We start from the raw sequence: 23,010 nt of genomic DNA on the forward strand, positions 1-23,010 counted from the left end.
CCCCCGCAGAGGAGGGAGGGGTCGTTACGTCAGCTCAGCGCCGACTTCAGCTTGTCGGCGAGGTCGGTCTTCTCCCAGGAGAAGCCGCCGTCGGCATCGGGCTTGCGGCCGAAATGCCCGTAGGCCGAGGTGCGCGCGTAGATCGGCTTGTTGAGCTGCAGCGCCGTGCGGATGCCGCGGGGCGAGAGGTCGAGGGCATCCATCAGGACGCCTTCGAGCCGGGCCTCGTCGACGTTGCCGGTGCCGTGCAGGTCGACATAGATCGAGAGCGGCTTCGACACGCCGATGGCGTAGGCGAGCTGGATCGTGGCGCGGGAGGCGAGGCCGGCGGCGACCACGTTCTTGGCGAGGTAGCGCGCGGCGTAGGCGGCCGAGCGGTCGACCTTGGTCGGGTCCTTGCCGGAGAAGGCGCCGCCGCCATGGGGCGCCGCGCCGCCGTAGGTGTCGACGATGATCTTGCGGCCGGTGAGGCCGGCATCGCCGTCGGGGCCGCCGATCACGAACTTGCCCGTCGGGTTGATGTGCCAGACGGTGCCCTCGGTGATCCAATCCTGCGGCAGGGCCGCGCGGATATAGGGCTCGACGATGGCGCGCACGTCGGCGGAGTCGAGGGATTCGTCGAGATGCTGGGTCGAGAGCACGATCTGCGTCGCCTCGACCGGGCGGCCGTTGACGTAGCGCACGGTGACCTGGCTCTTGGCGTCGGGGCCGAGCTTGGCGGCGTCACCCTGCTTCGCCTTGCGGGCGTCGGCGAGGTCCTTGAGGATCTTGTGGGCGTAGTAGATCGGCGCCGGCATCAGGTCCGGGGTCTCGTCGGCGGCGTAGCCGAACATGATGCCCTGGTCGCCCGCGCCCTCGTCCTTGTTGCCCGCCGCATCCACGCCCTGGGCGATGTCGGCCGACTGGGCGTGCAGGTAGATCTGGACGTCGTTGTTCTTCCAGTGGAAGCCGTCCTGCTCGTAGCCGATGTCCTTCACGGCCTCGCGGGAGAGCTCCTCCAGGTCCTTGAAGGTCACGGAATCGGGGCCGCGGACCTCGCCGGCGATCACGACGCGGTTCGTCGTGGTCAGCGTCTCGACGCCGAGGCGGGCTTCCGGCATCGCGGCGAGGTAGGCGTCGACCACGGTGTCCGAGATCCGGTCGCTCACCTTGTCGGGGTGACCCTCGGAGACGGACTCACTCGTGAACAGGAAATCTGAACGAGGCATTCGCGGCACCCCCGGCTGCGGGCGCGCCAGACGTATCGCGGCGCTTGACCCGTAAAGACGCGGTTCTTGCACCCACCTCCCAACCGGTCAACCCGATTGAACGAAATCGTCCGTTATATCGAACGATCCTGATCAGGCTTAGCCAGTATATCGCTTGAGGGTGCCGCATCTCGTTCGGGAGCAGAAGCCTCTGTTAGCTCCTTGTAATCACACGCCGTTCTTGAGAAGCCAGATCTCTCATCAGTCATTTCGCTCTATCGGTTCAACTCACGCTGGAGCGTATCGACGGCCGTGGCGAAGTCGCGACGCGCCGGCTCGTCGAAGGTCTTTGCAACATGTTTGGCTACGGCCACGGCGAGTCCCGCCCATGGCCCATCCGGCACGAGGGCCTGCTGCTCGTCGTCTGAGAACCCGCGGTCCGGCACGTCGTCGAGATGGGGGATGCCCTGAAAGAAATCACCGATCGGAATGCCTGTCATCCGGCTCAGGATTTCGAGGTGGACCGCGCTGATCCGGTTCACACCCTTCTCGTATTTCTGAAGCTGTGCGGCCGACATGCCGAAGCTCTGAGCCACCCTGCGCTGCGTCAACTGCGAACGCTTGCGCTCCTCGGCCATGCGCTGGCCCAGATGGATATCCCGCTCGTCGGTCTTCTGACCCGCCATGTCGCGTCCCGCGCAGCGTTGCCGTTTCGCCGGATCATTCCGGTGAAACTCGATACCGCGCAAGGTCTAAAATCACAACAAATGATAATTCCAAAGCTAATTATGAATTCAAAAAAGTGATGGCGTCCCCGGCAGGGCTCGAACCTGCGACCCCAGGTTTCATACCACTTCAGCTTTCGCCGCCATCCCAAAGGTTGTCCTTGGGGTGTTCGTGGCCTGGACTATCCCTTCACCATGAGCTTCGAGGCAAAGCCTTTAGGTGCCGCCCGTCTAGTCTCTACACCTTCCCGCCGTGAGGCGGGCTTGGCTCGGGATCGGCAGGCGCTCGACAAGCGCTGGAGCTTTCCCCGACTTTGAGCGGATCCGCCGCGTGGTTTCCCGTCGCGACGCCCAATTTTCCTAGGAAACCTGTGCTCTGTCCAGCTGAGCTACGGAGACAACCGGTGCTGCCATAGCATCGCGGCGGATAGCCGCCAACAGGGCCGGCTTCGTGAATGCTGTGGCCCCACGGCCTCATCCTCCGCAAAAGCAGCCTTTCGCGAGAATCGCCATCCGCTCCGGCCGAAGATCCGCCGCAGATGCCCTGCCTGCATCGGAGCGAATGTGGAGCCCCGCGCCACGCCGATATCGGTCCGATCGCCCGTGCCTCGAATGTCCGCCGCGCCGACCCGCTGCCTGCTCTGTGCCCTCCTCGTCCTCGCGGTGCCGGTGGGGGCTGCGCCACGCACCGGGGCCGAATCCTGCCGGGGCTCCGCCTTGCACGAAGACCGGCTCGACTCGCTTGCGCCGCGCGGTGAGCTCGTCCTCGCCTCCGGCACGCGTGCGGTCCTCGCCGACATCCACTGGCCCGAAGCCGAATCGCAAGCGATGGAGGCCGCGACCTTCCTCCTTGGCTTTCGCGGTCGTACGCTGACCGTGAGCGCACGTGGCGAGGACGACCGCTGGGGCCGCGCCCGGATCGAAGCGGTGGCTGAGCCGATTGCCGATGCGGACGACCCCGTGGATCTCGCCGCCGGCCTCGTCGCCGCAGGTCTGGCGCAGGCGGATGCCGGCGAGAGCGACCTCGTCTGCCGCACCGATCTCATCGCTCTGGAGGCCGAGCCCCGCGTGGCCAGGCGCGGAATCTGGCGTGAGGCGGTCCTCGATGCCCGTGACGGGCCGGCGCTCGTTGCGCTGGCCGGCCGCTTCGTCGTCGTGGAAGGGCGCATCGTCGGCGTCGGCGAACGCTCGGACCGCACCTATCTCGACTTCGTCCGAAACTCCGCCGACGGCTTGACCGTAACCGTGACGAAACGCACTTGGCGGATCATGCAGGCGCGTGGTTTGACTGCCCTGACGCTGAGGGGGCGCCTCGCGCGGGTTCGCGGTAGGGTTGAGGTCCGGCGCGGGCCGACCCTCGACATCGCCAGTGCGGACATGATCGAGGTGCCAGAAGGGGAGCGGGCGCTGACGCGCTGACAGGTGATGGCCGGGGCTCTGCGTCATAACGCACGGATACGATTCGCACGGCGCCTGATGGCGCTGGCGGGTCTTGCTGCCGTGCTCGGAGGATGCGCCGGCGATCAGACCGGCACCATCCTCGCGCCCGCCGCGATCTCCGTACCTACACAGGCGCCCCTCACCACCGGCCGGCGCGTCGCGGACGAGGCCGATCACGCCAAGCTCGTCGCTTCCTTCGGCGGCGAGTATCGCGCCCCCGCCACGCTCCGCCTGCTCACCGAGATCACCGACCGACTGGTGCGCGCCAGCGAGCGACCGGAAGAGCCTTACGCGGTCACCCTGCTCGACTCTGCCGTCGTCAACGCCTTCGCTCTGCCGAGCGGCCGCCTCTACGTGACCCGCGGCCTTGTCGCGCTGGCCTCGGATTCGTCCGAAGTCGCGGCGGTGCTTGCCCACGAGATCGCGCACGTGACGCTGCGCCACGCTACCGCCCGCACCGAGATGGCGCTTCGCTCGCAACTCGTCAGCCGCGTCGTCGCCGACGTGCTGAACGATCCGGCCACCGGCGCTCAGATGGAGAGCCAGTCCAAGGTCACGCTTGCCCGGTTCTCACGCGACCAGGAATTGGAGGCGGACGCCGCCGGCGTGAAGACGCTGGCCGGAGCCGGTTTCGACCCGTTCGGCGCCGCCCGCTTCCTCACCGCGCTGAACCGCACCCTTGCGCTGAAGACCGGCACTGGATCGGGAGCCGAGCCCGACATGCTTGCCACCCATCCGGGCACCGTCGAGCGTATCACCCTGGTGACGCGCGCCGCCCGCCGCATCGGCGCGCCCGGCCTCGGCGTCGACGAGCGCGCGCGCTTCCTCGCGGCGATCGACGGCATCGCCTATGGCGATAACCCCGGCGACGGCATGGTACGCGGCAGCCGCTTCCTACATCCGAGCCTCGGCATCGCCTTCGAGGTCCCGGATGGCATCGCCATCGAGAACACCCGTAACGCCGTTCTCGGGACGACGCGCGACGGCTCCAAGCGCCTGCTGTTCGATCAGGTGGAGAGCAGTGCCGGTCGCAGCCTGGAGGATGTTCTCAAGGCGACTTGGAACGACGGCATCGATGCCGGAACCATCGAGAACCGCATCGTCGGCGGACGCCCCGCCGTCTTCGCCGTCTCGAAGGGCAAGGATTGGACCTTCCGTCTCGTTGCGATCCGGGTCGGCGAGAATACCTACCGCATGATCATGGCCGCCAAGGGCTCGGCCGATCCGGATGCCGCCTTCCGGCGCTGGGTCGACAGCCTGTCGAGCCTCGACCCCGACGAGGCGCGCGCATTGAAGCCCCTGCACCTGCGTGTCGTCACGGCCTCTTCCGGCGAGACCGCCGAGCAGCTCGCTACCAGGATGGTTGCGCCTGACCGGGCCTTGGATCGCTTCCTCGTACTCAACGGCTTGGATCGCGGCGGCGCCGTCAAATCGGGGCAAGGGTACAAGCTCATCGGTGAATAGGCCGGCAACCGGCTCGCAGCATCAAGACTGCTCACCGCTTCGAGCGCCTTGCCGGTCCCAACTCATATTGTCATTATTGTGGGTAATCTTCCCACTTGAGACCACTGCTTTGCAGAGGGCAGATGGCGGGATGGGTGAACGGATAAAGCGCGGCTATAGACCTCACGTATGACCGAGCCGAGCGAAACACCGACCGCACCGGACGACGGCGAGATGGCGATGCCTTCATCCAATGGATCGGACGCACGCGCCGCAGCTCGCATCGCCAGCGCTGTGCTCGCCGATGTAGCGATTGGCGTCACGCTGTTCCATCCCAAGCCCGACCACGTCGCGGTGCTGGTCGCGGCCTTCGCCGGCAGCGTCCGCCACGTCTTCGCCTACGACAATGGCGGCGTTTCGGCCGAGATCAGGTCTGTGCTCGACCGGAGCGCCGGCGTCAGGGTGATCGGGCAGGGTGACAATGTCGGCGTTGGGGCCGCGCTCAACGGTCTGGCCGAGGCGGCTTCGGCCTCGGGTGCCCGCTACCTGATGCTGCTCGACCAGGATGGCGAGCCCTCGCTCGAGCTTGCTCTCGGCCTCAAGGCTGCGATGGCACGGCTGTCCCTGATGCTGGTGCCACCTGCAATGGTCGGCCCGATCCAGAGACCGGTGGCAGGCCGCAAGACACCGCTTTATCCGCCCCGCCGGAACGTGGCGGCCCTCAAGGGCCTCGATCCGGTGGAGTTCATGGCCACCTCGGGTTCGCTCCTCGACCTCGCCGCCTTCCACAGCGTCGGCCCATTCCGCGCCGACTACTTCATCGATGCGATCGATCTCGAATGGTGTTTCCGGGCCTGGTCGGTCGGATTGTCCTGCTGGGTCGACCGCGAGACGCCGATGGCGCAATGCGTCGGCAGCGGCGTGATCCGCGCCCGATGGCTGCCGGTCACGATCGCGCGACAGCCGCTGTTTCGGATGGAAACCTACATCCGAAACACGGTCTACGGCTGGCGCCTCGCGCATGTCCCGCGACGCTGGAAGCTGATCCAGATGGCCTACCTTCCCCTGCAAATCGCCTTGTACTGGGCGGAATCCGGATACAGGGCCGCCGTTCTCGGGCGCCTGCTGCACGCGGCCGTGAACGGCCTTCGCGGGCGTCTCGGCCGGCCGGCCGGCGCGGCATGATCGGATCCGAGCCTGGAATCGATGCCGCGCGCATCGACGTCGTCATCGTGAACTGGAACTCCGGAGATCAGCTGCGCGCCTGCGTGAAGAGCCTCGCTGCCAGCGCCGACGCCGCCTACCTACATGTCGTCGTCGTCGACAACGCTTCCACCGACGGCTCGGCCGACCGCCTCGATGGCGATGGGCTCGCTCTCACTGTTCGGCGGAACCCTGACAATCTCGGCTTCGGCAAAGCCTGCAATCAGGGTGTGGCGATGGGCCGAGCCGGGACGATCCTGTTCCTGAATCCCGATACCGAGGTGACCCGAGACGGCATCCCAGCCGCGCTCGCTGCTCTCGATGCGCGTGGCGATGCGGGGATCGTCGGTGCCCGGCTCGTCGACGCGGATGGCACGACGCATCGCACCTGCGCCCGCACGCCGACCGCGCGAGGCCTCGTCGAGAACGTCATGCTCCTCGACCGCCTGCTGCCGCGGCTCACGCATCAGCATTTCATGACGGAATGGGACCATGCCGACAGCCGTCCGGTCGATGCCGTGATGGGCGCTTTCCTGATGATTCCACGCCCGCTCTTCGAAAGTCTCGACGGCTTCGACGAGCGCTTCTTCGTCTATTTCGAGGATACCGATCTCTGCGCCCGCGTGCTCGCTGCCGGCCGCAGCGTGAACCATGTGGCCGACGCCGTCGTGCTGCATCGTGGCCAGGGCAGTAGCGCGCAGGTGCGAGACCGCAGGTTGTTCTACTTCCTACGCTCGCAAGCGCTGTTCACGGAAAAGCACCACGGGCGTGCCGCCGCATACGCCGTGCTGGCCGGTGCCTTCCTCGCGCAGATGCCGATCCGGATCCTGCATGCGCTGCTGGCCAAGCGCTCACTGGCCGAAGCGGGCGCCGTGCTGCGGGCCGCCCGCATGCTGGCGGCTGCGACGCCGCGCCTGCTGGGTGTCGCGTCTCGGCACTGAAGCCGCGACCGCGGAGCCTTGCCGTCGCCGGTTGCGGCGTCCATGGTGCGCGCGGCCCGTTGGACCGGGCTTGCGAGCATGCCGAACCCGCGCCACGGCCCGGCCGGTAGCCCGCCGAACGAGGTTGCGTCTTGGAAGACACGGGCGAGGAAGACCGCCGGGCAGCGCCCCACGCCACCGGCCTGCACGAGACGATCTTCGCGGCGGCGTCCATCGGCCTCGCGCTGATCGATGCGGACGGCAAGATCCTGTGCGACGCCAACCCTTGTCTTTGCCGGCTGCTCGGCTATGCGCCCGGCAGCCTCGCCGGTGCGCCGGTCTCCAGGCTCCTCACCGATCGCACACAAGTTCTGACACCGGGCATTCGCCGCTGGCGTCGCGCCGACGGCAACGGCATCGACCTGCGCCTGACGATCACCCAGACGCCGCAGGCGGGCGGAGCGGAGGCGGGCTTCGTCGCCGTCGTCGAGCCCGTGGATGCCGACGAACTCGTCCGCGCCGAGCAGAACCGCGATGCCCTCGTTGCCGCCGGCCTCGGCGAATGGCGCTGGGAGGCGGAGAGCGGACAGGTTTCGCTCTCGCGCCGCGCCGGTCAGATCCTCGGCTACCCCGCCGGCCGCTCGGCGCGTTGGTCCGCGATGCAGACGGGCTTCCTCGCCGAGGATTATGCCCGCATCCACCAGAGCGTCGCGACGGCTCTGGTCCAGCGCGAGCCCTGGGAGTTCGAAAGCCGCTTCACCCGCGGCAGCGACGGCATGGAAGTCGCCATCGGGGTGAGGGGGGAGCCCGTCTTCGGCAGCGACGGCACGCTCACCGGCATGGTCGGCATCGTCCGCAACGTCACCCGGCGCGTCGAGGCGCAGAAGGTTCTGCGCGAGCGCGAGCAGCGCCTGCGGGTCGCCACCTCGCTCGCGTCGCTCGGCATCTTCGAGTGGCATCTGCTCGACGACGCGGCGATCTGGGAGAACGAACGGATGTTCGAGATCTTCGGCCGTCCGCAGGCGGAGGGCGGTCTCGGCAAGGGGGAGTTCCTGAACCGCTTCCTGCACCCCGAGGATCGCCCCCATGTCCGCCGGGCCATCACTAAGGCCCTGCGCGAGGACGGCATCCTCAAGGTGTCGGGCCGCATCCGGCATTTCGAAACGGACGCTTGGCGCAGCATCGAGATGGCCGGCCGTTTTGAGCGCGACGCGCCGGGACGGCTACCGTCGCGCCTGATCGGCGTGGTCGCGGACGTCACTGATCGCCTTCAGGCTCAGGAACGCCAGACCCTGCTGATCCGCGAGCTCCACCACCGCGTGAAGAACACCCTCGCCACGGTGCAGGCGATCGTCGGCTCCACGGCACGCACCGCGACCAGCATCGACAGTTTCTACGAGGCCTTCGTCGGCCGCATCAAATCCCTGTCGCACACCCACTCGGTCCTCACCGAGGACACTTGGCAGACGGCGAAGCTGCATGGTTTGCTGGTGAACGAGCTCACGCCCTACATCGAGACCGAGGAGGACGGCAGCCTTGAGGACCGCGTGACCCTCGACGGCCCCGAGGTCGATCTGCCCTCGGACGTCGCCGTGCCGATCGGCATGGCGATTCACGAACTCACCACCAACGCCGCGAAATACGGCGCGCTGTCCACGCGCCAGGGGCGCATCTCGGTGAGCTGGTCGATCGTCCCGGGGGGCGAAGCCGGCATCCTGCATTTCGCTTGGCGCGAGAGCGAAGGCCCACGGGTCTCGGTGCCCTCCCGCCAGGGGTTCGGCTCGCGGCTGCTGCAGCGCGTGCTGACCACCCAGGTCCAGGCCACCGTTCACAGCGAGTATGCGCCCGAGGGCTTTCGCCTCGTCATGCAGGCCCCGCTGCCGGACCGGAACGCGGCCCTCAACCCCCTGGTATAATGCGAGTTTCGACGCTGGGCGCCGTGCTGCGGCTCAGGCCGCGCCGCGCGCGTTCGCCTCGCCGCCGGAATCGACGAACTCCTTCAATTCGTCGAGGGACTGGAAGGTGAACTGCCCGCGCGGCGTGTCCGCCTGGATCGTACCGTCGGCAAACATCACGTAGGTGTTTGCGCCGGAGGCATAGGTGCCGACGACCTGCAATCCTCCCGGCTTCCGATCGTCGTCCCTCGCGGCCGGCGGCTCGGCCGGGTTTGCGCCGTCTTCTGCGGCGGGAAGCACGGACTCGGGCACGGAGGGCGTCGGCGTCTCCTCGAGGGACGGACGAAGCGCGAGTTCCTCCTGAGCCGGGTCCGGCTCGGTCACGTCTTCGGGCGGCTCGTCGGCGGCGGCTCTCGGCCCATGGCCGGGACGGTCGTCGGGCGTCGCGAAAAGGTCTTCGTCCGCGATGATCGGCTCGTCGGGCGCTGGCGGGAGCAGATTCGGCAGCTGCGGCTCGACCTCCACGGTGCGCTCCGCGGCATGATCGACCGCCGGCCGGGAGTCGCCGGTGCCGAGAAGGTCGCGCATGCCGCCGAGGCTGATGCCGGCGAGACCTGCCGCACCGGCCGTTACCGCCACCCGCTCCGGGCCGATGGGCGCAGGCTCCACGAAGGCCGGCGCCCGGGCCGCCTGATCGGACGCCACCGAAACGGATTCCGTGCGCGGCGATACGGTTGCCGGCTCGTGAACCCGGCTCGTGCTGCGCTGCCCGAGGGCCTCGGCCAGCTTCTTCACCTGCAGCATCGCCGCGGCGATCCCGAGCAGCAGCGCGCCCGCCGAGGCCGCGGTCGTACCGCCGATGACCATGGCGAGGCCGCTCTCGAGACGGACATAGGGGAAGCCTTGCACCACCGCCGCGGCGCCGCCGACGATCATGACGAGACTGAGCGCGAACAGCGCGATGACCATGGGATACTCGGGTACGGCCGCGGCGACGACCGCAGCATGACTGGGACGACGATAAAGCCCTGACCTGCTTTTTCAAAATCGGACGGTGCGCTTGCGCACAGCCATCCATTCGGCCGAGAGAGCGAAACGCGACGCTTATGCCGCAGGGCGGCGTTGCCGGGACGGATGCGTGACTTACCTACCCATCCGTCGCCCCGAGAGGCCGCGCGCAAATCCGATGCGCGCCGACCGCTCTATGCCCCGGGGCCCAACCGACACGGAGTGATCTGAATGACCCTGACCCTTCCCGAGCTTCCCTACGCCTACGATGCGCTGGGCCCCTACATGTCGAAGGAAACCCTCGAGTTTCATCACGACAAGCACCACAAGACCTATGTCGACACCGCCAACAAACTGCTCGAAGGCAGCGAGCTCGAAGGCAAGAGCCTCGAGGAGATCGTCAAGGCCTCGCACGGCTCGAACCAGCCGCTGTTCAACAACGCCGCGCAGCACTTCAACCACCTCCATTTCTGGAACTGGCTGAAGCCGAACGGCGGCGGCCAGCCCCCGGCCGACCTCGCGAAGAAGATCGACGAGGACCTCGGCGGCTACGAGAAGTTCAAGGCCGACTTCATCCAGGCCGGCATCGGCCAGTTCGGCTCCGGCTGGGCTTGGCTCGCGGTCAAGGACGGCAAGCTCGTCATCCAGAAGACTCCGAACGGCGAGAACCCGTTGGTCCACGGCGCCAAGCCGATCCTCGGCGTCGATGTCTGGGAGCATTCCTACTACATCGACTACCGCAACCGCCGCCCCGACTACCTTAAGGCCTTCGTCGAGAACCTCGTGAACTGGGAATACGTCGAGAAGCTCTACGGCGAGGCGAAGTAAGCCGAATTAGGATCGCCCGTCCGGCGGATCGAATTCGAAGCCGCTCCTCATCCCGAGGGGCGGCTTTTTCTGTTTTCGGCGGTGGATCGCGCGGCTTGCACACAGCGTCCTGCCAAGCCTAGACCCTCTCCGATCGGCAGGGGCTTCCCACCAACCCACCTCAGAACGAGGTAGGTTGACGGGATGCAGAAGGCGAGACGCACGTGCGCACCGAACACTCCCTTCCGCCCTGCATCGTCCAAAAAAGATGATCCGCTCGATTCTCTCCGTCGGCGGCTGGACGTTGATCTCCCGGGTGACGGGGTTTGCCCGCGACGTGGTGATGGCGGCGGTCATGGGCGCCGGCCCGATCGCCGACGCCTTCGTCGTCGCCTTCCGCCTGCCGAACCACTTCCGCGCGATCTTCGGAGAAGGCGCCTTCAACACCGCCTTCGTGCCGGCCTATGCGCGACTGGAAGAGGCCGGCGAAGCGGGCGCCGCCAAGAGGTTCGCCGACCGCGTCTTCACGCTGATGCTGATCGTACAGGTGATCCTGCTGGGGCTGGCTTGGCCGTCGATGCCGTGGGTGGTGCGAGGGCTGGCGCCGGGCTTTTCCGAAGATCCCGAGCGGTTCTCGCTCGCGGTCTCGCTGACCCGGATCACCTTCCCCTACCTGCTGTTCATGACGCTGGTGACGCTGTTTTCCGGCGTGCTCAACGCGCATCGCCGCTTCGCCGCGGCCGCCGGCGCGCCGGTGCTCCTGAACCTCGCGATGCTGGCGGCTCTGGCGCTGGCTTTCCTGTTTCCGAATGCCGCCTATGCCGCCGCCTGGGGCGTCACGGTCTCCGGCGTATTGCAATTCGTCCTCGTCTGGTGGGCATCTCGACGCGGCGGTTTCGCGCCCGGGCCGACCCGGCCGACCCTGCGCGATCCGGACATGCGGCGCTTCTTCAAGGTGCTTGGGCCGGCCGTGATCGGTTCGGCCGGCTTCCAGATCGCATCGTTCGCTGACACCATCATCGCGAGCTTCCTGCCGGTCGGCGCCGTCTCGGCGCTCTACTATGCGGATCGGCTCTACCAGCTGCCCTTCGGCGTCATCGCCATCGCGGCCGGCACGGTGCTGCTGCCCGAGATGAGCCGCCGGCTCGCGGCGGGCGACGCGGCCGGCGCACATGCGGCGCAGAACCGGGCGGCCGGGTTCTCGCTGGCGCTGTCGGCGCCGTTCACGGTGGCTTTTTTGACGCTGCCGGGGCTGATCATGGCGGCGCTCTTCCAGCGCGGGGCCTTCTCGGCCGAGGACGCCGCCCGTTCGGCCTCGGTGCTCGCCGCCTACGGCATCGCGCTGCCGGCGGTGGTGCTGGTGCGGAGCGCCGTGGCCAGCTTCTACGCGCGCCAGGACACAGTGACGCCGCTGGTCGCCTCGCTCACCGGCATCGCCGTGAACGTGCTGCTGAAGCTCGTCCTGACAGGACCCTACGGTGTCACCGGCCTCGCCCTCGCCACTGCGGTCGGACAGTGGATCAATCTTGTCCTGCTCTATGGTCTGGCGCTGCGCCGGGGCTGGACGGCGCCGGGACGAACCCTCGGTGTGGCGGTGCTCGGTGTGACCCTAGCCTGCATCGTGCTGGCGTTCCTCGCGGTCTACGGTCTGCCCTTTGCCGACACCGTGGTGCCGGCGCTCCCGCATCTCCGCGAAATCGCGGTGCTCGCCGTCCTCGGCACGGCGGGCGCCATCGCTTACGGCGGAACGCTGGTCGCGGTGCTCGCGGCCTTCGGCGTCAGGCTGCGGCGCGCCTGATCACGCCTCGCCGGCGAGCGACCATTCCAGCACGCGCGCGAGGTGGTCGTACTCGCTGTAGACGCGCGTATATTGCGCGTAGGGCCGCGAGAGATACGCCGCCTCGCCGGTGAAGTACCGGGAGAGCAGGCCGCGCAGACGCGCCACGTGTTCCGGCACGATCGCCTCGATGGTCCGCGCCTCGCCCTGCGGCGGCTTGACCGGGATCGGCCGGAACGGCTCGCGCCCGCCCGTGGCGTGGACGTAGAGCAGGTCCGGCACCGACTTGGCCTTCAGCCCGTCGAAGGCGCCGTTCATGAGCATCGCTGCCTCGAGGGTCAACTGCGGCGAGAAGCCGGCGAAGACGGTCTTGTTGCTCGGCGGCGTGCCGGTCTTATAGTCGACGATGCAGAAACCGCCGTCGGCACGCGCTTCGATCCGGTCGGCACGCCCGGTGAGGGTGAAGGTCTCCGCACCGAGCGGTATCGCCCATCGGCCGTAGAGTTCCGGCCTGATTGCGGTGACGTCGGGCCGGCGCTTGATCTCCCAGTCGAGGAAGCTCGCGGCCATCCGCTGGAAGCGCGGAAACCACTCGGCATAGAGCTCTGGATAATCGGCCCTGATCGCGACGAACGCGTCCTGCGCGAAGGCATCGAGACGGGCCGTCGCCTCCGAGCGATCGGGGATGGCCCCCGGATAGGCCTGTGCGAACTCTGCCATCACCGCGTGCACCAGCGTGCCGCGTTCGCTCGGTCCGGGCTTCACCGCGATCGGCTCCAGGGCCTCGAGGCCGAGGACGTGCTTGGCGAAGATCGAGTAGGGATCGCGGACCAGGGTCTCGATCTCGGTGACGCTCAACTGGCGTGGGAACAGCGCCGGGTCCGGCTTGGGTGCCGGCCGGGTCAGGCGCGGCACGCGGATGCCGCGGCCACTGTCGAGTACGGTGGCGTAACTGCGCAGGCGCTGCCCGGCCTCTACCGCACCCTGCCAGGCCGCTTCGCCCGCAAATGCCCCGAGCCGTTGCAGGAAGCGCGAGGGCACCGTCGGCGTGCCCTCGCGCTTGGCGGCGCGCGTGATCACGGCGTCGTGGCAGCCCAGCGCCTGAACGAAGTCGTGCGCACTCTGCCCAATGCGCCGCTCCGGCGGATTGAGGCCGACGCGGATGCGCATCGGCCGGTTGAGGAAGGCGTCGGTCTTGGTCCGCATCGGCCAGACGCCTTCGTCGAGGCCGCCGAGCACGATGCGGTCGACGCCGAGCAGACGCGCCTCCAGCAGGCCAAAGATGCGTAGGCGCGGATGTGCGGCGCGGGGCGTCGCGACGATGGTGCGCTCGCGGGCGAGCGCCGTGAAGAAGGCCGGGTAGTCCCGAACTTGACCGGGCAGCTCTTCGCTGTCTGCAGAACCCAGGTCGTCGAACAGGCCGTCGAGCGTGTCGAGCGAGGAGTCCTCCGGCGCACCGGCTGCGTCGTCGGCCCGGCACCGCATCAGGTCGTCGCAGGTCTTTCTGTGACGCTCTGCAATGGCGACGAGGTTGGTCGGGTCGTTCGCGATGTCGGCGAAGCTGGCGAAGGCCGTCTCCAGCCGCGAGATCACGGTTTCGGCGAGGCCCCAGTCGATCGTGCGGAGCCGGCGCCGCGCACGTGGCACGCGGCCCTCGCCTGCGCGGGCGAAGCGCACGGCTTCGCAGAGGCCCGCGAATCCCGCACGCGGTGCGGGGCCGCGCAATGCGCCGATTTCCAGTGCTGCGGCTCCTCGCACGACGTCGCTGCGCGTCAGTCCCAGCCGCACGAACGGATGTGACAGCAGCGCGATCACGCGGGCTGGCGCGACGTCCACCGCGAGTTCCGCTACGAGGCGGGCGAAACGGCCAGCGGGGGCGCGGGCGAGGCTCGCTCCGGCCGAGTCCTCCGCCGCGACGCCCCAGCGCGCCAGCTCCGCCGAGACGCGCATCGCGAGAAGCCGGTCCGGCGTGATGAGGGCCGCGGTGGCGCCCGGCGTCTCCAGTGTCTCACGGAGCGCCAGGGCGATCACCAGGGCCTCCTCGCGCTCGTCGCGGCATTCGGCGACGGCTATGCCGTCGAGCCCGCGGCGTGCCATCGCGATGCGCGCGTCAGCTGGGATCTCCGACCAGGCATCGGTAGTCTCGGCCGGTCGCAGCGCCTGCGACAGCATGCGCTGCCGTGCCGTCGCCTCGGGCGTCGGCGAGCCCAGCGCAGCCACCTCCGCGCGGTCGCAGTTCAGGTTGAGCGGTCCGAGCAGCCGATGCAGGATCGCCTGCGGGTGGCCGTGAGCGATCTCGGCCTCGGTCTCGATCGCGTCCCAGCCCTCCGCGTCGAGGTCTTGGTCGAGGCCCGGCAGCACCACGGCGCCGCGCGGCAGCCCGGCGACGGCGGCGATGAGTTTTGCTGTGGCCGGCACCGAGCCGGTCGAGCCGGCGACGATCACCGGGTCCGACGGTTTTTCGCGGGACAGCCGGTCCGCTTCGGCGAGCACCAGCAGGCGCGAGCGGACGACCGGATCGCTCAGGCCCCGTTCCGCGAGAATGGTCGGCCAGCTGTCGGCGGCGATCTTCAGGAAGTCGAGGGTCAGCCCGAAATAGCGCGAGTATTCGACCTCGACCGCTGCGCCGATCTCGTCCCAGGGCAGACCCTCGACGGTGAGCGCATCCATCAGCCGTTCGAGATCGGCCGCGAGGCAGACGGCATCGGCCGGCGAGGAGGGGACGCGGAACGGCACGTCGTCGCCGATCCGCAGCAGGGCACGGTCGACCGCCTTGCCCCATTGCTGCACGAGCCGCGCCAGGATCAGCCGCCTTTCCAGCGGAGGCATCGGCGGGTTCAGCGCCAGCGCCGCCGTCTCCAGCAACGGGCTCGCGGCAAGGTCGAGCTCCGCCTCGTCGGCCTCGCCGAGCGGGATCATCCGCGGCAGCAAGGTCGCCCCGCCGAGCCGCTCGGATAGGATCGCAGACAGCGCCGGCACCGCCCGCTGCGTCGGCAGGTAGATCGTGACCGATGCGAGCGCGAACGGATCTCCGCCGATGGCGCCGACCAGCCGGCCGGAGATCAGTTCATCGGCCAGCGTCGGCAGGAACGGCGCGCCGGGGGGGATGGTGAAGATGGAGGAGGCGGCCATGATCCGCGCCTTCTACCATCGATCCGCCGGCTCGTGCCTCACGACGCGCTCGCGCTCTCCTTCACCCGCGTCTCGGCGGCGGCGATGGCCTCCGGCGTGCCGACATGGAGCCATTGGCCGTCGAGGCGCAGGCCGTAGCAGCGTTCGCGCTCGATCGCGCGGGCGAACAGCATGGTGAGGGAGAAGGAGCCGTCCGGTGTATCCGCGAAGAGCTCGGGCCTCAGGATGGCGACGCCCGCGTAGATGAAGGGCGCGACCTCGCGCTCGCCGCGCCAAGCGAGGCGGCTGTCGGAATCCATGAAGAAATCACCGGCGCCGTCGTAGCCGAGGCTCGTCGCGGTGGGGGCTACGAGGAGCAGGATGTCCATCGCCTCCGGGTCCCAGCCGGCGATGAGGCGCGACAGGTTGGGCTTGGGGCCTTCGAGCCAGAACGAGTCGGAGTTGAACACCACGAAGGGCTCCGTGCCGAACAGCGCCAGCGCCTTCTTCACGCCGCCGCCGGTCTCCAGCAGGGCCTCCCGCTCGTCCGAGATGGTGATCGCGGGTCGGCCGCTCCGGTGGAGCAGGTGGCCTTCCATCTGGTCGGCGAGCCAGTGGATGTTGACGACGGCCTCGGTGATGCCGCCCTCTGCGGCTCGGTCGAGGGCGTGGTCGATCAGCGCCTTGCCGGCCACCTCGACGAGGGGTTTCGGCACCGTCGCGGTAATCGGCCGCATGCGCTTTCCGAGGCCCGCGGCGAGGACGAAGGCGCGCGTGATCGCGGTCTGGTCGGGGGCGTCGCTCATACCGGCCGGCTTTCTCGTGGGCACCGGCACCCGCCGTGCCGCGGCATCGTGTTCACGGCGGCTCTTCCGTCAAGCGGGGACGGACGTGTCGGGTCAGTCCGGCAGCACCATGCTGCCGTCGGGCAACAGCGAAAAGCTCGGGTTCCAGGCGACTTCCCAGAGCGTGCCGTCGGGATCGGCGAAGTAGCCGGAATAGCCGCCCCAGAACACGTCGTGCGCCGGCTTCACGAGCGTCGCTCCGGCTTCAACGGCCTGGGCGAGAACGGCGTCGGTCTCCTCCCGGCTGGCGGTGTTGTAGGCCAGCGAGAAGCCGCGAAAGCCCGAGCCTTCGGCCGGCACGCCGGCATCTGCCGCGAGACTTTCGCGGGGAAACAACGAGAGGACCATGCCGCCGACCTGGAAGAAGGCCACGCCGTCGCTGCCCTGCAACGAGCGGGTCCAGCCCAGCGCCTCGTAGAAGCGGATCGCTCGGGGCAGGTCGGTGGTGCCGAGGGTGACGAGGGTCAGGCGCGGCTGCACGGCTCGCTCAGCCGTTGGACGGCTTGGCGACGAGGCTCGGCAGGTGCCGCTCGTGCCAGGCGCGCAGCCGGTCGAGCCCGGGATGGGCCAGGTTTCGGGCGAGATAGCCCTCGATCCGCGGCAGGTGGGCGAGGTAACCCGGCTTGCCGTCGCGCTTGTCCAGGCGCGCGAAGATGCCGAGGATCTTCGTCGCCCTCTGGGCGGCCAGCACCGCATAGGCGCGGGCGAAGGCCTGCATGTCGAAGTTCTGGTCGCGAGCCCGGCGTTCGCGGATGTAGAGGCCGAGCAGCCGCAGCTCGAAATCGGCGCTCGCGTCGACGCGGGCGTCTTGCAGCAACGAGGCGAGGTCGTAGGCCGGGTGGCCGAGCACCGCGTCCTGGAAGTCGATCACGCCGACCCGCTCCAGGCCGTCGCGCTCGGGCAGCCAGATCAGGTTCGGCGAGTGATAGTCGCGCAGGGTCCAGGTGGTGGGCTCGGCGAGGAGGTCCTCGAGGGCTTCGGTCCAGAGGGCGAGAAACTCGGCGCGGGCAGCGCCGTCGAGATGCGTGCCCTTGTGAACGGTGTACCACTCGGGCAGCAACTCGGCCTCGAACAGCAGGGCTTCGAGGTCGTAGGGCGGCAGCGTGTGGTCGACGCCGTCAGCCACCGGCAGCACCCCTGGAAGCTCCGTGGCGTGGAGCCGGGCGAGCAGCCGCACGGCCTCCGTGTAGCGCTCGGGACGGGGCGCGCCGTTCTCGGTCACCGGCTCGCGGCCGAGATCCTCGATGATGAGCAGGCCCTGCGCCCGGTCTTCGGCATAGATCTTCGGGGCTGAGAAGCCGATCGCGCGGAGCCCGCGATCCATGGCGACGAAGGCGTCGACGGTCTCGGCGAGCTTGACGATGGCGCTGTAGGGCTTGCCGTCGCGCACCGGCGGACCGTCTGCCCGGGCCGGTGAGATCATCAGCACGGCGCTCGTCCCGTCGGGCTTCACCAAGCGCTCGTAGGCGCGCGCCGAGGCGTCGCCCTGCATGAAATGGCGCTCGGCCTCGTCCCAACCGCTGCGGCCGAGCAGGGCGCGAACGGCACGGGCCCGGTCGAGGCGGGCGCGCATGCCGTTGAGGCCGTCGATGCGCACGAAGCGCGAGCCCTCGCCGAATTCGGGGCGCAACGACAGCTCGACCGTCAGGATCGGCGTGGCGCGCGGCTCCATGCGCTCCGGCCACTCGACGAGGGTGATCGCGGTCTCGGTCAACTCGTCGAAGCCGAGTTCGATCAGCTCGTCCGGCCCGCGCAGCCGGTAGAGGTCGGCATGGACGATGGCCGGGCCGGGCTGACCGCCGCGCGCCTGGCCGTCATAGGGCTGCATCAGCGTGAAGGTCGGGCTCGGCACCTCGAGATCGGGATCGCCGGTCAGTTCGCGGACCATCGCCCGGGCGAGCACGGTCTTGCCGCCGCCGAGACCGCCCGAGAGCGCGACGAGGTCGCCGGGCACCAGCATGCCGGCGAGGAAGGCCCCGAGATCCTCGGTGGCGCCTTCCTCCGGCAGCACGATCTCCCAGGGCTTTTCCGCGGCGGCGCTCGCGGCGTCGGCCGCGGCCGCGTCGATAGTCTCTGCCGCGGGGATGGTCTCCCGATCCTCGTTCACCACTGACTCCTCCGCCCCGAACCCCCGCGTGGATCGGCCATGCGCGAAGGTCAACATGTGAGGCCCAACCTTAGATTAAAGCCGCCTGATTCCGTAGGCCTTTGACGGGGTTCGCACAGGCTCGTCCCCGGTCTGCATGCTTCACTCGGCCGCCTCGCGGTTGCCGTCCGGCGTTTCCAGCGGAAAGCTGCAGGTGACGACGGTACCGGCGCCGGGCGTCGATTCGATCGCGACCCGGCCGCCATGCAGCTCGACGAAGGAGCGCACGATCGAGAGGCCGAGGCCGACGCCGCGATGCTTGGTGCCGAGCGTGTGGCTCTCGAACCGGTCGAACACCCGGGCGATGACCTCCTGGGGGATGCCGCGGCCCTGGTCGACCACCTTCAGCACCAGGTCGTCGGTGGTGCGCCGCGCCTCGACCCGCACGCGCTGGCCGGCCGTCGAGAAGCCCACGGCATTCGAGAGCAGGTTGAACAGGATCTGCCGGACGCGCTTGGCGTCGGCGGGGAAGCTGCCGACATCGCCCGGTACGTCGAGGTCGAGGGCGATGCTCAATTCCTTGAGCCGATCGTCGACGCCGCGCGCCGCCGCCTCGATGGTCGAGCGCACGTCCACGGTCTCGCGCTGGAGCGCCAGCGAATGCGCGTCGATCGAGGCGAGGTCGAGGATGTCGTTGATGATGGCGAGCAGCGCCGAGGACGAGCCACGGATGTGGTCGGCGTACTCGCGCTGGCGTGCGTTGAGAGCGCCGACGGTCTCGTCGCCCAACAGCTCGGTGAAGCCGATGATGTTGGTGAGCGGCGAACGCAATTCGTAGGAGACGTGGTGGACGAAGGTGTCGCGCAGCTGCGCGGCCCGCTCCAGGGCGTCGTTCTTCTCGGTCAGTGCGCGCTCGACGTTCACGCTCGCGGTGACATCGATGAAGGTCAGCAGGGTCGCGCCGGCGTTCAGAGGCCGGGCCGTACAGTCGAGCACGCTGCCGTCCAGCACTTCCAGGCGGCAGGAGAGGTCGGAGCGGGTCTCGCTCAGGCCGGTGACCATGCCGCGGATGTCCATCCACGGTTCCGGATCGGGGGACAGGGTGCGGCAGGACGCGATGACCGCGTCGATGCGCGGATGGTCCATCACCGCCGCCTCGGCGATCCGCCACACGGCGCGGAAAGCCTGGTTGGCGAGCCGCAGGCGCCCGTCGGCACCGAACAGGGCGACCGGCTCCTTCAGGGTGTCGAGGGTCTCGGCCTGCTCCTTCATGGCCGCCGAGTAGCGGGATTCGAGCTTCAGGTTTTCGGAGAGGTCCTGGAACAGGTAGGTCAGGCCGCCTTGCGGATTGGGGTCGGCGACGACGCTGAGCGTGCGGCCGTCGGGCAGGTACCACGGCACGTCGGTGGCCTCGACGGCGCGATAGCCGGCGAGCACCTCGGCCTTCCAGCTGCGGAAGTCGGCCTGCTCGGGCAGCTTGCGCATGACGCGCAGCCGATCGAGGATCTCGCCGTCGAGCGGCCGGCTGTCGAGGAAGGCCGGGTCGAGGTCCCAGAGCTTTTGGTAGGCGGCGTTGTGGAAGATCAGGCGCTGGCCTTGATCGAACATCGCCACCGCCGTCGGCAGCTGGTCGAGGGTGCGGACATGGGCGGCCATCTGGCGCTGGTGGTCGGCCTTCACGCTCTCGAGGTCGGTGACGTCGACGGCGATGCCGACGCGGCCGCCCTCGGCCGTGCTCTCGCTGACGTCGAGGATGCGGCGCGCGCCCGCGACGACGCCGGACAGGCGCAGGGCCTGCGGCGAGCCGTTGAGACCGGTCTCCTCGCGCGCCACGCGACCCCTGGCGCTCCGGTCGAGCAGCTCTGTGCCGGCCTGGAGGACCGCTTCGCGGCTGCCGCCCTCGACGGCCGAGACATAGGCGGTATTGACGAAGGCCAGAGCGCCGGTGCGGTCGCGCTGCCAGACCGGCTGTGGGATCGCGTCGAGCAGGCCGTGCAGGGCGAGGATCTCGTCGGCCGCGGCCTCGATGCCGGCGCGGGCCTCGATCAGCGCGCGGTGCTCGCCGGTGGTCTCGCGCAGACGCAGCATCACGCGCCCGCTCACCGCCTGACCCTGTGCCTCGACGAAGCGTCCCGAGAGCGTCCGCAGCGTGCGGCGGAAGCCGGTGCCGCGGCGGCGCAGGGCCTCGATCTCGTCCTCCAGGGCCGTGGCGTCCTGCGGGGCGAGCCAAGCGCCGAAGGCCAGGATCCGGCGGACTCCGCCGTGAACGCCGGCGACGGTCCCGAGAGGGGTGCCGTCGAGGGCGAAGCCCGCGTCGCCTTCGATGGCCGGTTCGCCGCGCCCGGCCCAAGAGACGATGACCTGACTGTCGGCGTGGAGCAGCAACTCGGCCCGATCGTCGGCGCCCTGCAGGGCCGCGAGGGCCGCCTGAAGGCCCCGCTCCCGGCGGGTCCAGCCGGCGCGCTCGCGCAGGTACAGCAGCGACAAGATCGTCGCGAAGACGATGAGCCCGATGACGACGGCGAGCACGGCGGCGCTATGAGCGGGCATGGCGTACATCGACGGCCGCCCGGCCGGTGATCCGATCTCCTGCGCGCTCACCGCAGCGGGTGCGAAGGCGAAGATCACGCAGAGCGCGCCGGTGTGCGTCAGGCCACGCACCGCCCTTTCGACCCCCATGTCCCTACCGCCTTCAAGAGTCGCCGACGCACCGCCGACGAGGTGCCGCCGGGGCGCTCGAAGCGAGCGGTCCCGTCCGGCAAAATCTGCCGGTCCCGCCCCCGGCAGAAGCCGGATTCGGAGCAACCTCACCTGAGGAATCAGTTCACCATATCGCGGCGCGGAATCGCGCCGGAAGGGGGAAATTGGGCCCCGCCGCACGCCGTCCTGATGATGCGCAGAAAAGCCACAGTTCGAAAAACCGGTCTTGACTCCAGCTCAGGCCGGTGGATCGTTTTTGGACTGAGAACGAAACAGGAAAAGCCCGGCGCTAGGCCGGGCTTTCCAATCGTTCCGAAGTCTCCGGCGTCGTGGCGCCGGTTGCGAAGTATCAGTAACGATAGTGATCGGGCTTGAACGGTCCGTTCTCGCCGACGCCGATATAGGCTGCCTGATCGGGCCGGAGTTTCGACAACTTCACACCGATCTTCTCAAGGTGAAGCATCGCGACCTTCTCGTCGAGGGCCTTCGGCAACGTGTAGACTTGGCGCTCGTACTTGCCGGGGTTCGTCCAGAGTTCGATCTGGGCAAGCGTCTGGTTGGTGAAGGATGCAGACATCACGAAGGACGGGTGGCCGGTCGCATTGCCGAGGTTCACCAGGCGGCCTTCCGACAACAGGATGATACGGTGGCCGTCGGCGAAGGTGATCTCGTCGACCTGCGGCTTGATGTTCGACCAGCGGAGGTTCTTCAGGCCGGCGACCTGGATCTCGTTGTCGAAGTGGCCGATGTTGCAGACGATCGCGCGGTCCTTCATGGCCCGCATGTGCTCGATCGTGATGATGTCCTTGTTGCCGGTGGCGGTGACGAAGATGTCGGCGCGGGGCGCCGCGTCTTCCATCGTCACGACCTCGTAGCCTTCCATGGCCGCCTGGAGTGCGCAGATCGGATCGACCTCCGAGACCAGAACGCGGCAGCCGGCGTGGCGCAGCGACGAGGCCGAGCCCTTGCCGACGTCGCCGAAGCCCGCGACCATGGCGACCTTGCCGGCCATCATAACGTCGGTGCCGCGGCGGATGCCGTCGACCAGGGACTCGCGGCAGCCGTAGAGGTTGTCGAACTTCGACTTGGTGACGGCGTCGTTCACGTTGATCGCCGGGAAGAGCAGCTTGCCCTCCTTGGCGAGGTTGTACAGGCGGTGGACGCCGGTGGTGGTCTCTTCCGAGACACCCTTGATGGAGTCGGCGAGACCGGCGAACCAGCCCTTCGGCTTCTCCTGCAGCTTCTTCTTGAGGAGGGCGAAGAAGATCTCTTCCTCTTCCGACTCCGGCTTGTCGAGGAACGCCGTGTCGCCGTTCTCGGCGCGCAGGCCGAGGTGGACGAACATGGTGGCATCGCCGCCGTCGTCGAGGATCATGTTCGGCATCGAGCCGTCATGCCAATCGAACAGGCGGGCCGTGTAGTTCCAGTAATCCTCCAGCGTCTCGCCCTTGATGGCGAAGACGGGGATGCCGGCGGCGGCGATCGCGGCGGCGGCGTGGTCCTGCGTCGAGTAGATGTTGCACGAGACCCAGCGGATGTCGGCGCCGAGAGCCTTGAGCGTCTCGATCAGCACCGCGGTCTGGATCGTCATGTGCAGCGAACCGGCGATTTTGGCGCCCTTGAGCGGCTGCGACGGGCCGTACTCTTCGCGGGTGGCCATCAGGCCGGGCATCTCGGTCTCGGCGATCGAGATCTCCTTGCGGCCGTACTCGGCGAGCGCGATGTCCTTGACGATGTAGTCGTTTGCGGCAGCCATATGGGTGTCCTCTCGCTGTGTCGGTGCTCGACGGTGTCTCTAGCAGGCGCCGGGATAGGAATCAATCAAGACATAAAGATGTCTTTATATAAGTTCGAGGCTGGCTA

The 23,010-nt window shown here is 68.5% G+C and carries 16 protein-coding genes; 7 read left to right on the forward strand and 9 right to left on the reverse strand.

All coding sequences use genetic code 11. From position 1 onward, the window contains the following. Window positions 1–29: 29 nt before the first annotated feature. Together metK and MHA02_RS07190 are read right to left on the reverse strand one after the other, a co-directional pair. The gene (gene metK, locus MHA02_RS07185) at window positions 30–1,208 is read right to left on the reverse strand and encodes a methionine adenosyltransferase (RefSeq protein ID WP_147077962.1); all 1,179 of its coding nucleotides are present in this window, start codon (window positions 1,206–1,208) and stop codon (window positions 30–32) included. 254 nt (window positions 1,209–1,462) lie between these two features. Continuing rightward, a complete protein-coding gene (locus tag MHA02_RS07190; RefSeq protein ID WP_147078000.1) occupies window positions 1,463–1,873 on the reverse strand; it encodes a helix-turn-helix domain-containing protein in 411 nt (136 codons plus the stop codon). Window positions 1,874–2,524: 651 nt separating this feature from the next. Here MHA02_RS07190 and MHA02_RS07195 point away from each other — a divergent pair. From MHA02_RS07195 to MHA02_RS07215, 5 genes are all read left to right on the forward strand, one after another. After that, window positions 2,525–3,331 (forward strand): DNA-binding protein, encoded by an 807-nt coding sequence (locus MHA02_RS07195; RefSeq protein ID WP_147077963.1) that lies wholly within the window; start codon window positions 2,525–2,527, stop codon window positions 3,329–3,331. Between the two features lie 6 nt (window positions 3,332–3,337). After that, entirely contained in the window at window positions 3,338–4,816 is a 1,479-nt protein-coding gene (locus tag MHA02_RS07200; RefSeq protein WP_147077964.1) for a M48 family metalloprotease, read from the forward strand. 219 nt (window positions 4,817–5,035) lie between these two features. Then, on the forward strand, window positions 5,036–5,980 hold the full coding sequence (locus MHA02_RS07205; RefSeq protein ID WP_147077965.1) for a glycosyltransferase family protein: 945 nt from the start codon (window positions 5,036–5,038) through the stop codon (window positions 5,978–5,980). Beyond that, window positions 5,977–6,939 carry a glycosyltransferase family 2 protein gene (locus tag MHA02_RS07210; RefSeq protein WP_147077966.1) on the forward strand — a complete coding sequence of 321 codons (963 nt, stop codon included), beginning with the start codon at window positions 5,977–5,979 and terminating at the stop codon, window positions 6,937–6,939. The genes MHA02_RS07205 and MHA02_RS07210 overlap by 4 nt, the downstream gene beginning before the upstream one ends. A 131-nt stretch (window positions 6,940–7,070) precedes the next feature. After that, entirely contained in the window at window positions 7,071–8,834 is a 1,764-nt protein-coding gene (locus tag MHA02_RS07215; protein ID WP_147077967.1) for a sensor histidine kinase, read from the forward strand. A 33-nt stretch (window positions 8,835–8,867) separates the two neighbouring features. On the opposite strand, the gene MHA02_RS07220 is transcribed toward MHA02_RS07215, so the two are convergent. Then, on the reverse strand, window positions 8,868–9,782 hold the full coding sequence (locus MHA02_RS07220; RefSeq protein WP_147077968.1) for a hypothetical protein: 915 nt from the start codon (window positions 9,780–9,782) through the stop codon (window positions 8,868–8,870). A gap of 270 nt (window positions 9,783–10,052) precedes the next feature. Between MHA02_RS07220 and MHA02_RS07225 the strand changes: the two genes are divergently transcribed. Next, complete coding sequence (locus MHA02_RS07225; RefSeq protein WP_147077969.1) at window positions 10,053–10,649, forward strand: superoxide dismutase; 597 nt, start codon at window positions 10,053–10,055, stop codon at window positions 10,647–10,649. Window positions 10,650–10,896: 247 nt separating this feature from the next. After that, on the forward strand, window positions 10,897–12,426 hold the full coding sequence (gene murJ, locus MHA02_RS07230) for a murein biosynthesis integral membrane protein MurJ (protein WP_147077970.1): 1,530 nt from the start codon (window positions 10,897–10,899) through the stop codon (window positions 12,424–12,426). On the opposite strand, the gene addB is transcribed toward murJ, so the two are convergent. From addB to ahcY, 6 genes are all read right to left on the reverse strand, one after another. Further along, window positions 12,427–15,537 carry a double-strand break repair protein AddB gene (gene addB, locus MHA02_RS07235; RefSeq protein WP_147077971.1) on the reverse strand — a complete coding sequence of 1,037 codons (3,111 nt, stop codon included), beginning with the start codon at window positions 15,535–15,537 and terminating at the stop codon, window positions 12,427–12,429. A gap of 38 nt (window positions 15,538–15,575) precedes the next feature. After that, window positions 15,576–16,322 carry a nucleotidyltransferase family protein gene (locus MHA02_RS07240; protein WP_147077972.1) on the reverse strand — a complete coding sequence of 249 codons (747 nt, stop codon included), beginning with the start codon at window positions 16,320–16,322 and terminating at the stop codon, window positions 15,576–15,578. Between the two features lie 93 nt (window positions 16,323–16,415). Further along, window positions 16,416–16,841, reverse strand: a complete 426-nt coding sequence (locus tag MHA02_RS07245; protein ID WP_147077973.1) for a VOC family protein — start codon at window positions 16,839–16,841, stop codon at window positions 16,416–16,418. A gap of 7 nt (window positions 16,842–16,848) precedes the next feature. Next, window positions 16,849–18,429, reverse strand: coding sequence for a tRNA (adenosine(37)-N6)-threonylcarbamoyltransferase complex ATPase subunit type 1 TsaE (gene tsaE / locus MHA02_RS07250; RefSeq protein ID WP_238180319.1), 1,581 nt, complete (start codon window positions 18,427–18,429; stop codon window positions 16,849–16,851). 180 nt (window positions 18,430–18,609) lie between these two features. Next, entirely contained in the window at window positions 18,610–21,126 is a 2,517-nt protein-coding gene (locus MHA02_RS07255; protein ID WP_147077975.1) for a sensor histidine kinase, read from the reverse strand. A gap of 370 nt (window positions 21,127–21,496) precedes the next feature. Next, window positions 21,497–22,903, reverse strand: a complete 1,407-nt coding sequence (gene ahcY, locus MHA02_RS07260) for an adenosylhomocysteinase (protein ID WP_147077976.1) — start codon at window positions 22,901–22,903, stop codon at window positions 21,497–21,499. Window positions 22,904–23,010: the final 107 nt, after the last annotated feature.

Source organism: Methylobacterium haplocladii, from assembly GCF_007992175.1.
GTDB lineage: Bacteria > Pseudomonadota > Alphaproteobacteria > Rhizobiales > Beijerinckiaceae > Methylobacterium > Methylobacterium haplocladii.

Bases quoted from the DNA above. Each gene is read 5' to 3' on its own strand.
- metK (WP_147077962.1), bottom strand. From the start codon at position 1,208: ATGCCTCGTTCAGATTTCCTGTTCACGAGTGAGTCCGTCTCCGAGGGT.
- MHA02_RS07190 (WP_147078000.1), bottom strand. From the start codon at position 1,873: ATGGCGGGTCAGAAGACCGACGAGCGGGATATCCATCTGGGCCAGCGC.
- MHA02_RS07195 (WP_147077963.1), top strand. From the start codon at position 2,525: ATGTCCGCCGCGCCGACCCGCTGCCTGCTCTGTGCCCTCCTCGTCCTC.
- MHA02_RS07200 (WP_147077964.1), top strand. From the start codon at position 3,338: ATGGCCGGGGCTCTGCGTCATAACGCACGGATACGATTCGCACGGCGC.
- MHA02_RS07205 (WP_147077965.1), top strand. From the start codon at position 5,036: ATGCCTTCATCCAATGGATCGGACGCACGCGCCGCAGCTCGCATCGCC.
- MHA02_RS07210 (WP_147077966.1), top strand. From the start codon at position 5,977: ATGATCGGATCCGAGCCTGGAATCGATGCCGCGCGCATCGACGTCGTC.
- MHA02_RS07220 (WP_147077968.1), bottom strand. From the start codon at position 9,782: ATGGTCATCGCGCTGTTCGCGCTCAGTCTCGTCATGATCGTCGGCGGC.
- MHA02_RS07225 (WP_147077969.1), top strand. From the start codon at position 10,053: ATGACCCTGACCCTTCCCGAGCTTCCCTACGCCTACGATGCGCTGGGC.
- murJ (WP_147077970.1), top strand. From the start codon at position 10,897: ATGATCCGCTCGATTCTCTCCGTCGGCGGCTGGACGTTGATCTCCCGG.
- addB (WP_147077971.1), bottom strand. From the start codon at position 15,537: ATGGCCGCCTCCTCCATCTTCACCATCCCCCCCGGCGCGCCGTTCCTG.
- MHA02_RS07240 (WP_147077972.1), bottom strand. From the start codon at position 16,322: ATGAGCGACGCCCCCGACCAGACCGCGATCACGCGCGCCTTCGTCCTC.
- MHA02_RS07255 (WP_147077975.1), bottom strand. From the start codon at position 21,126: ATGGGGGTCGAAAGGGCGGTGCGTGGCCTGACGCACACCGGCGCGCTC.
- ahcY (WP_147077976.1), bottom strand. From the start codon at position 22,903: ATGGCTGCCGCAAACGACTACATCGTCAAGGACATCGCGCTCGCCGAG.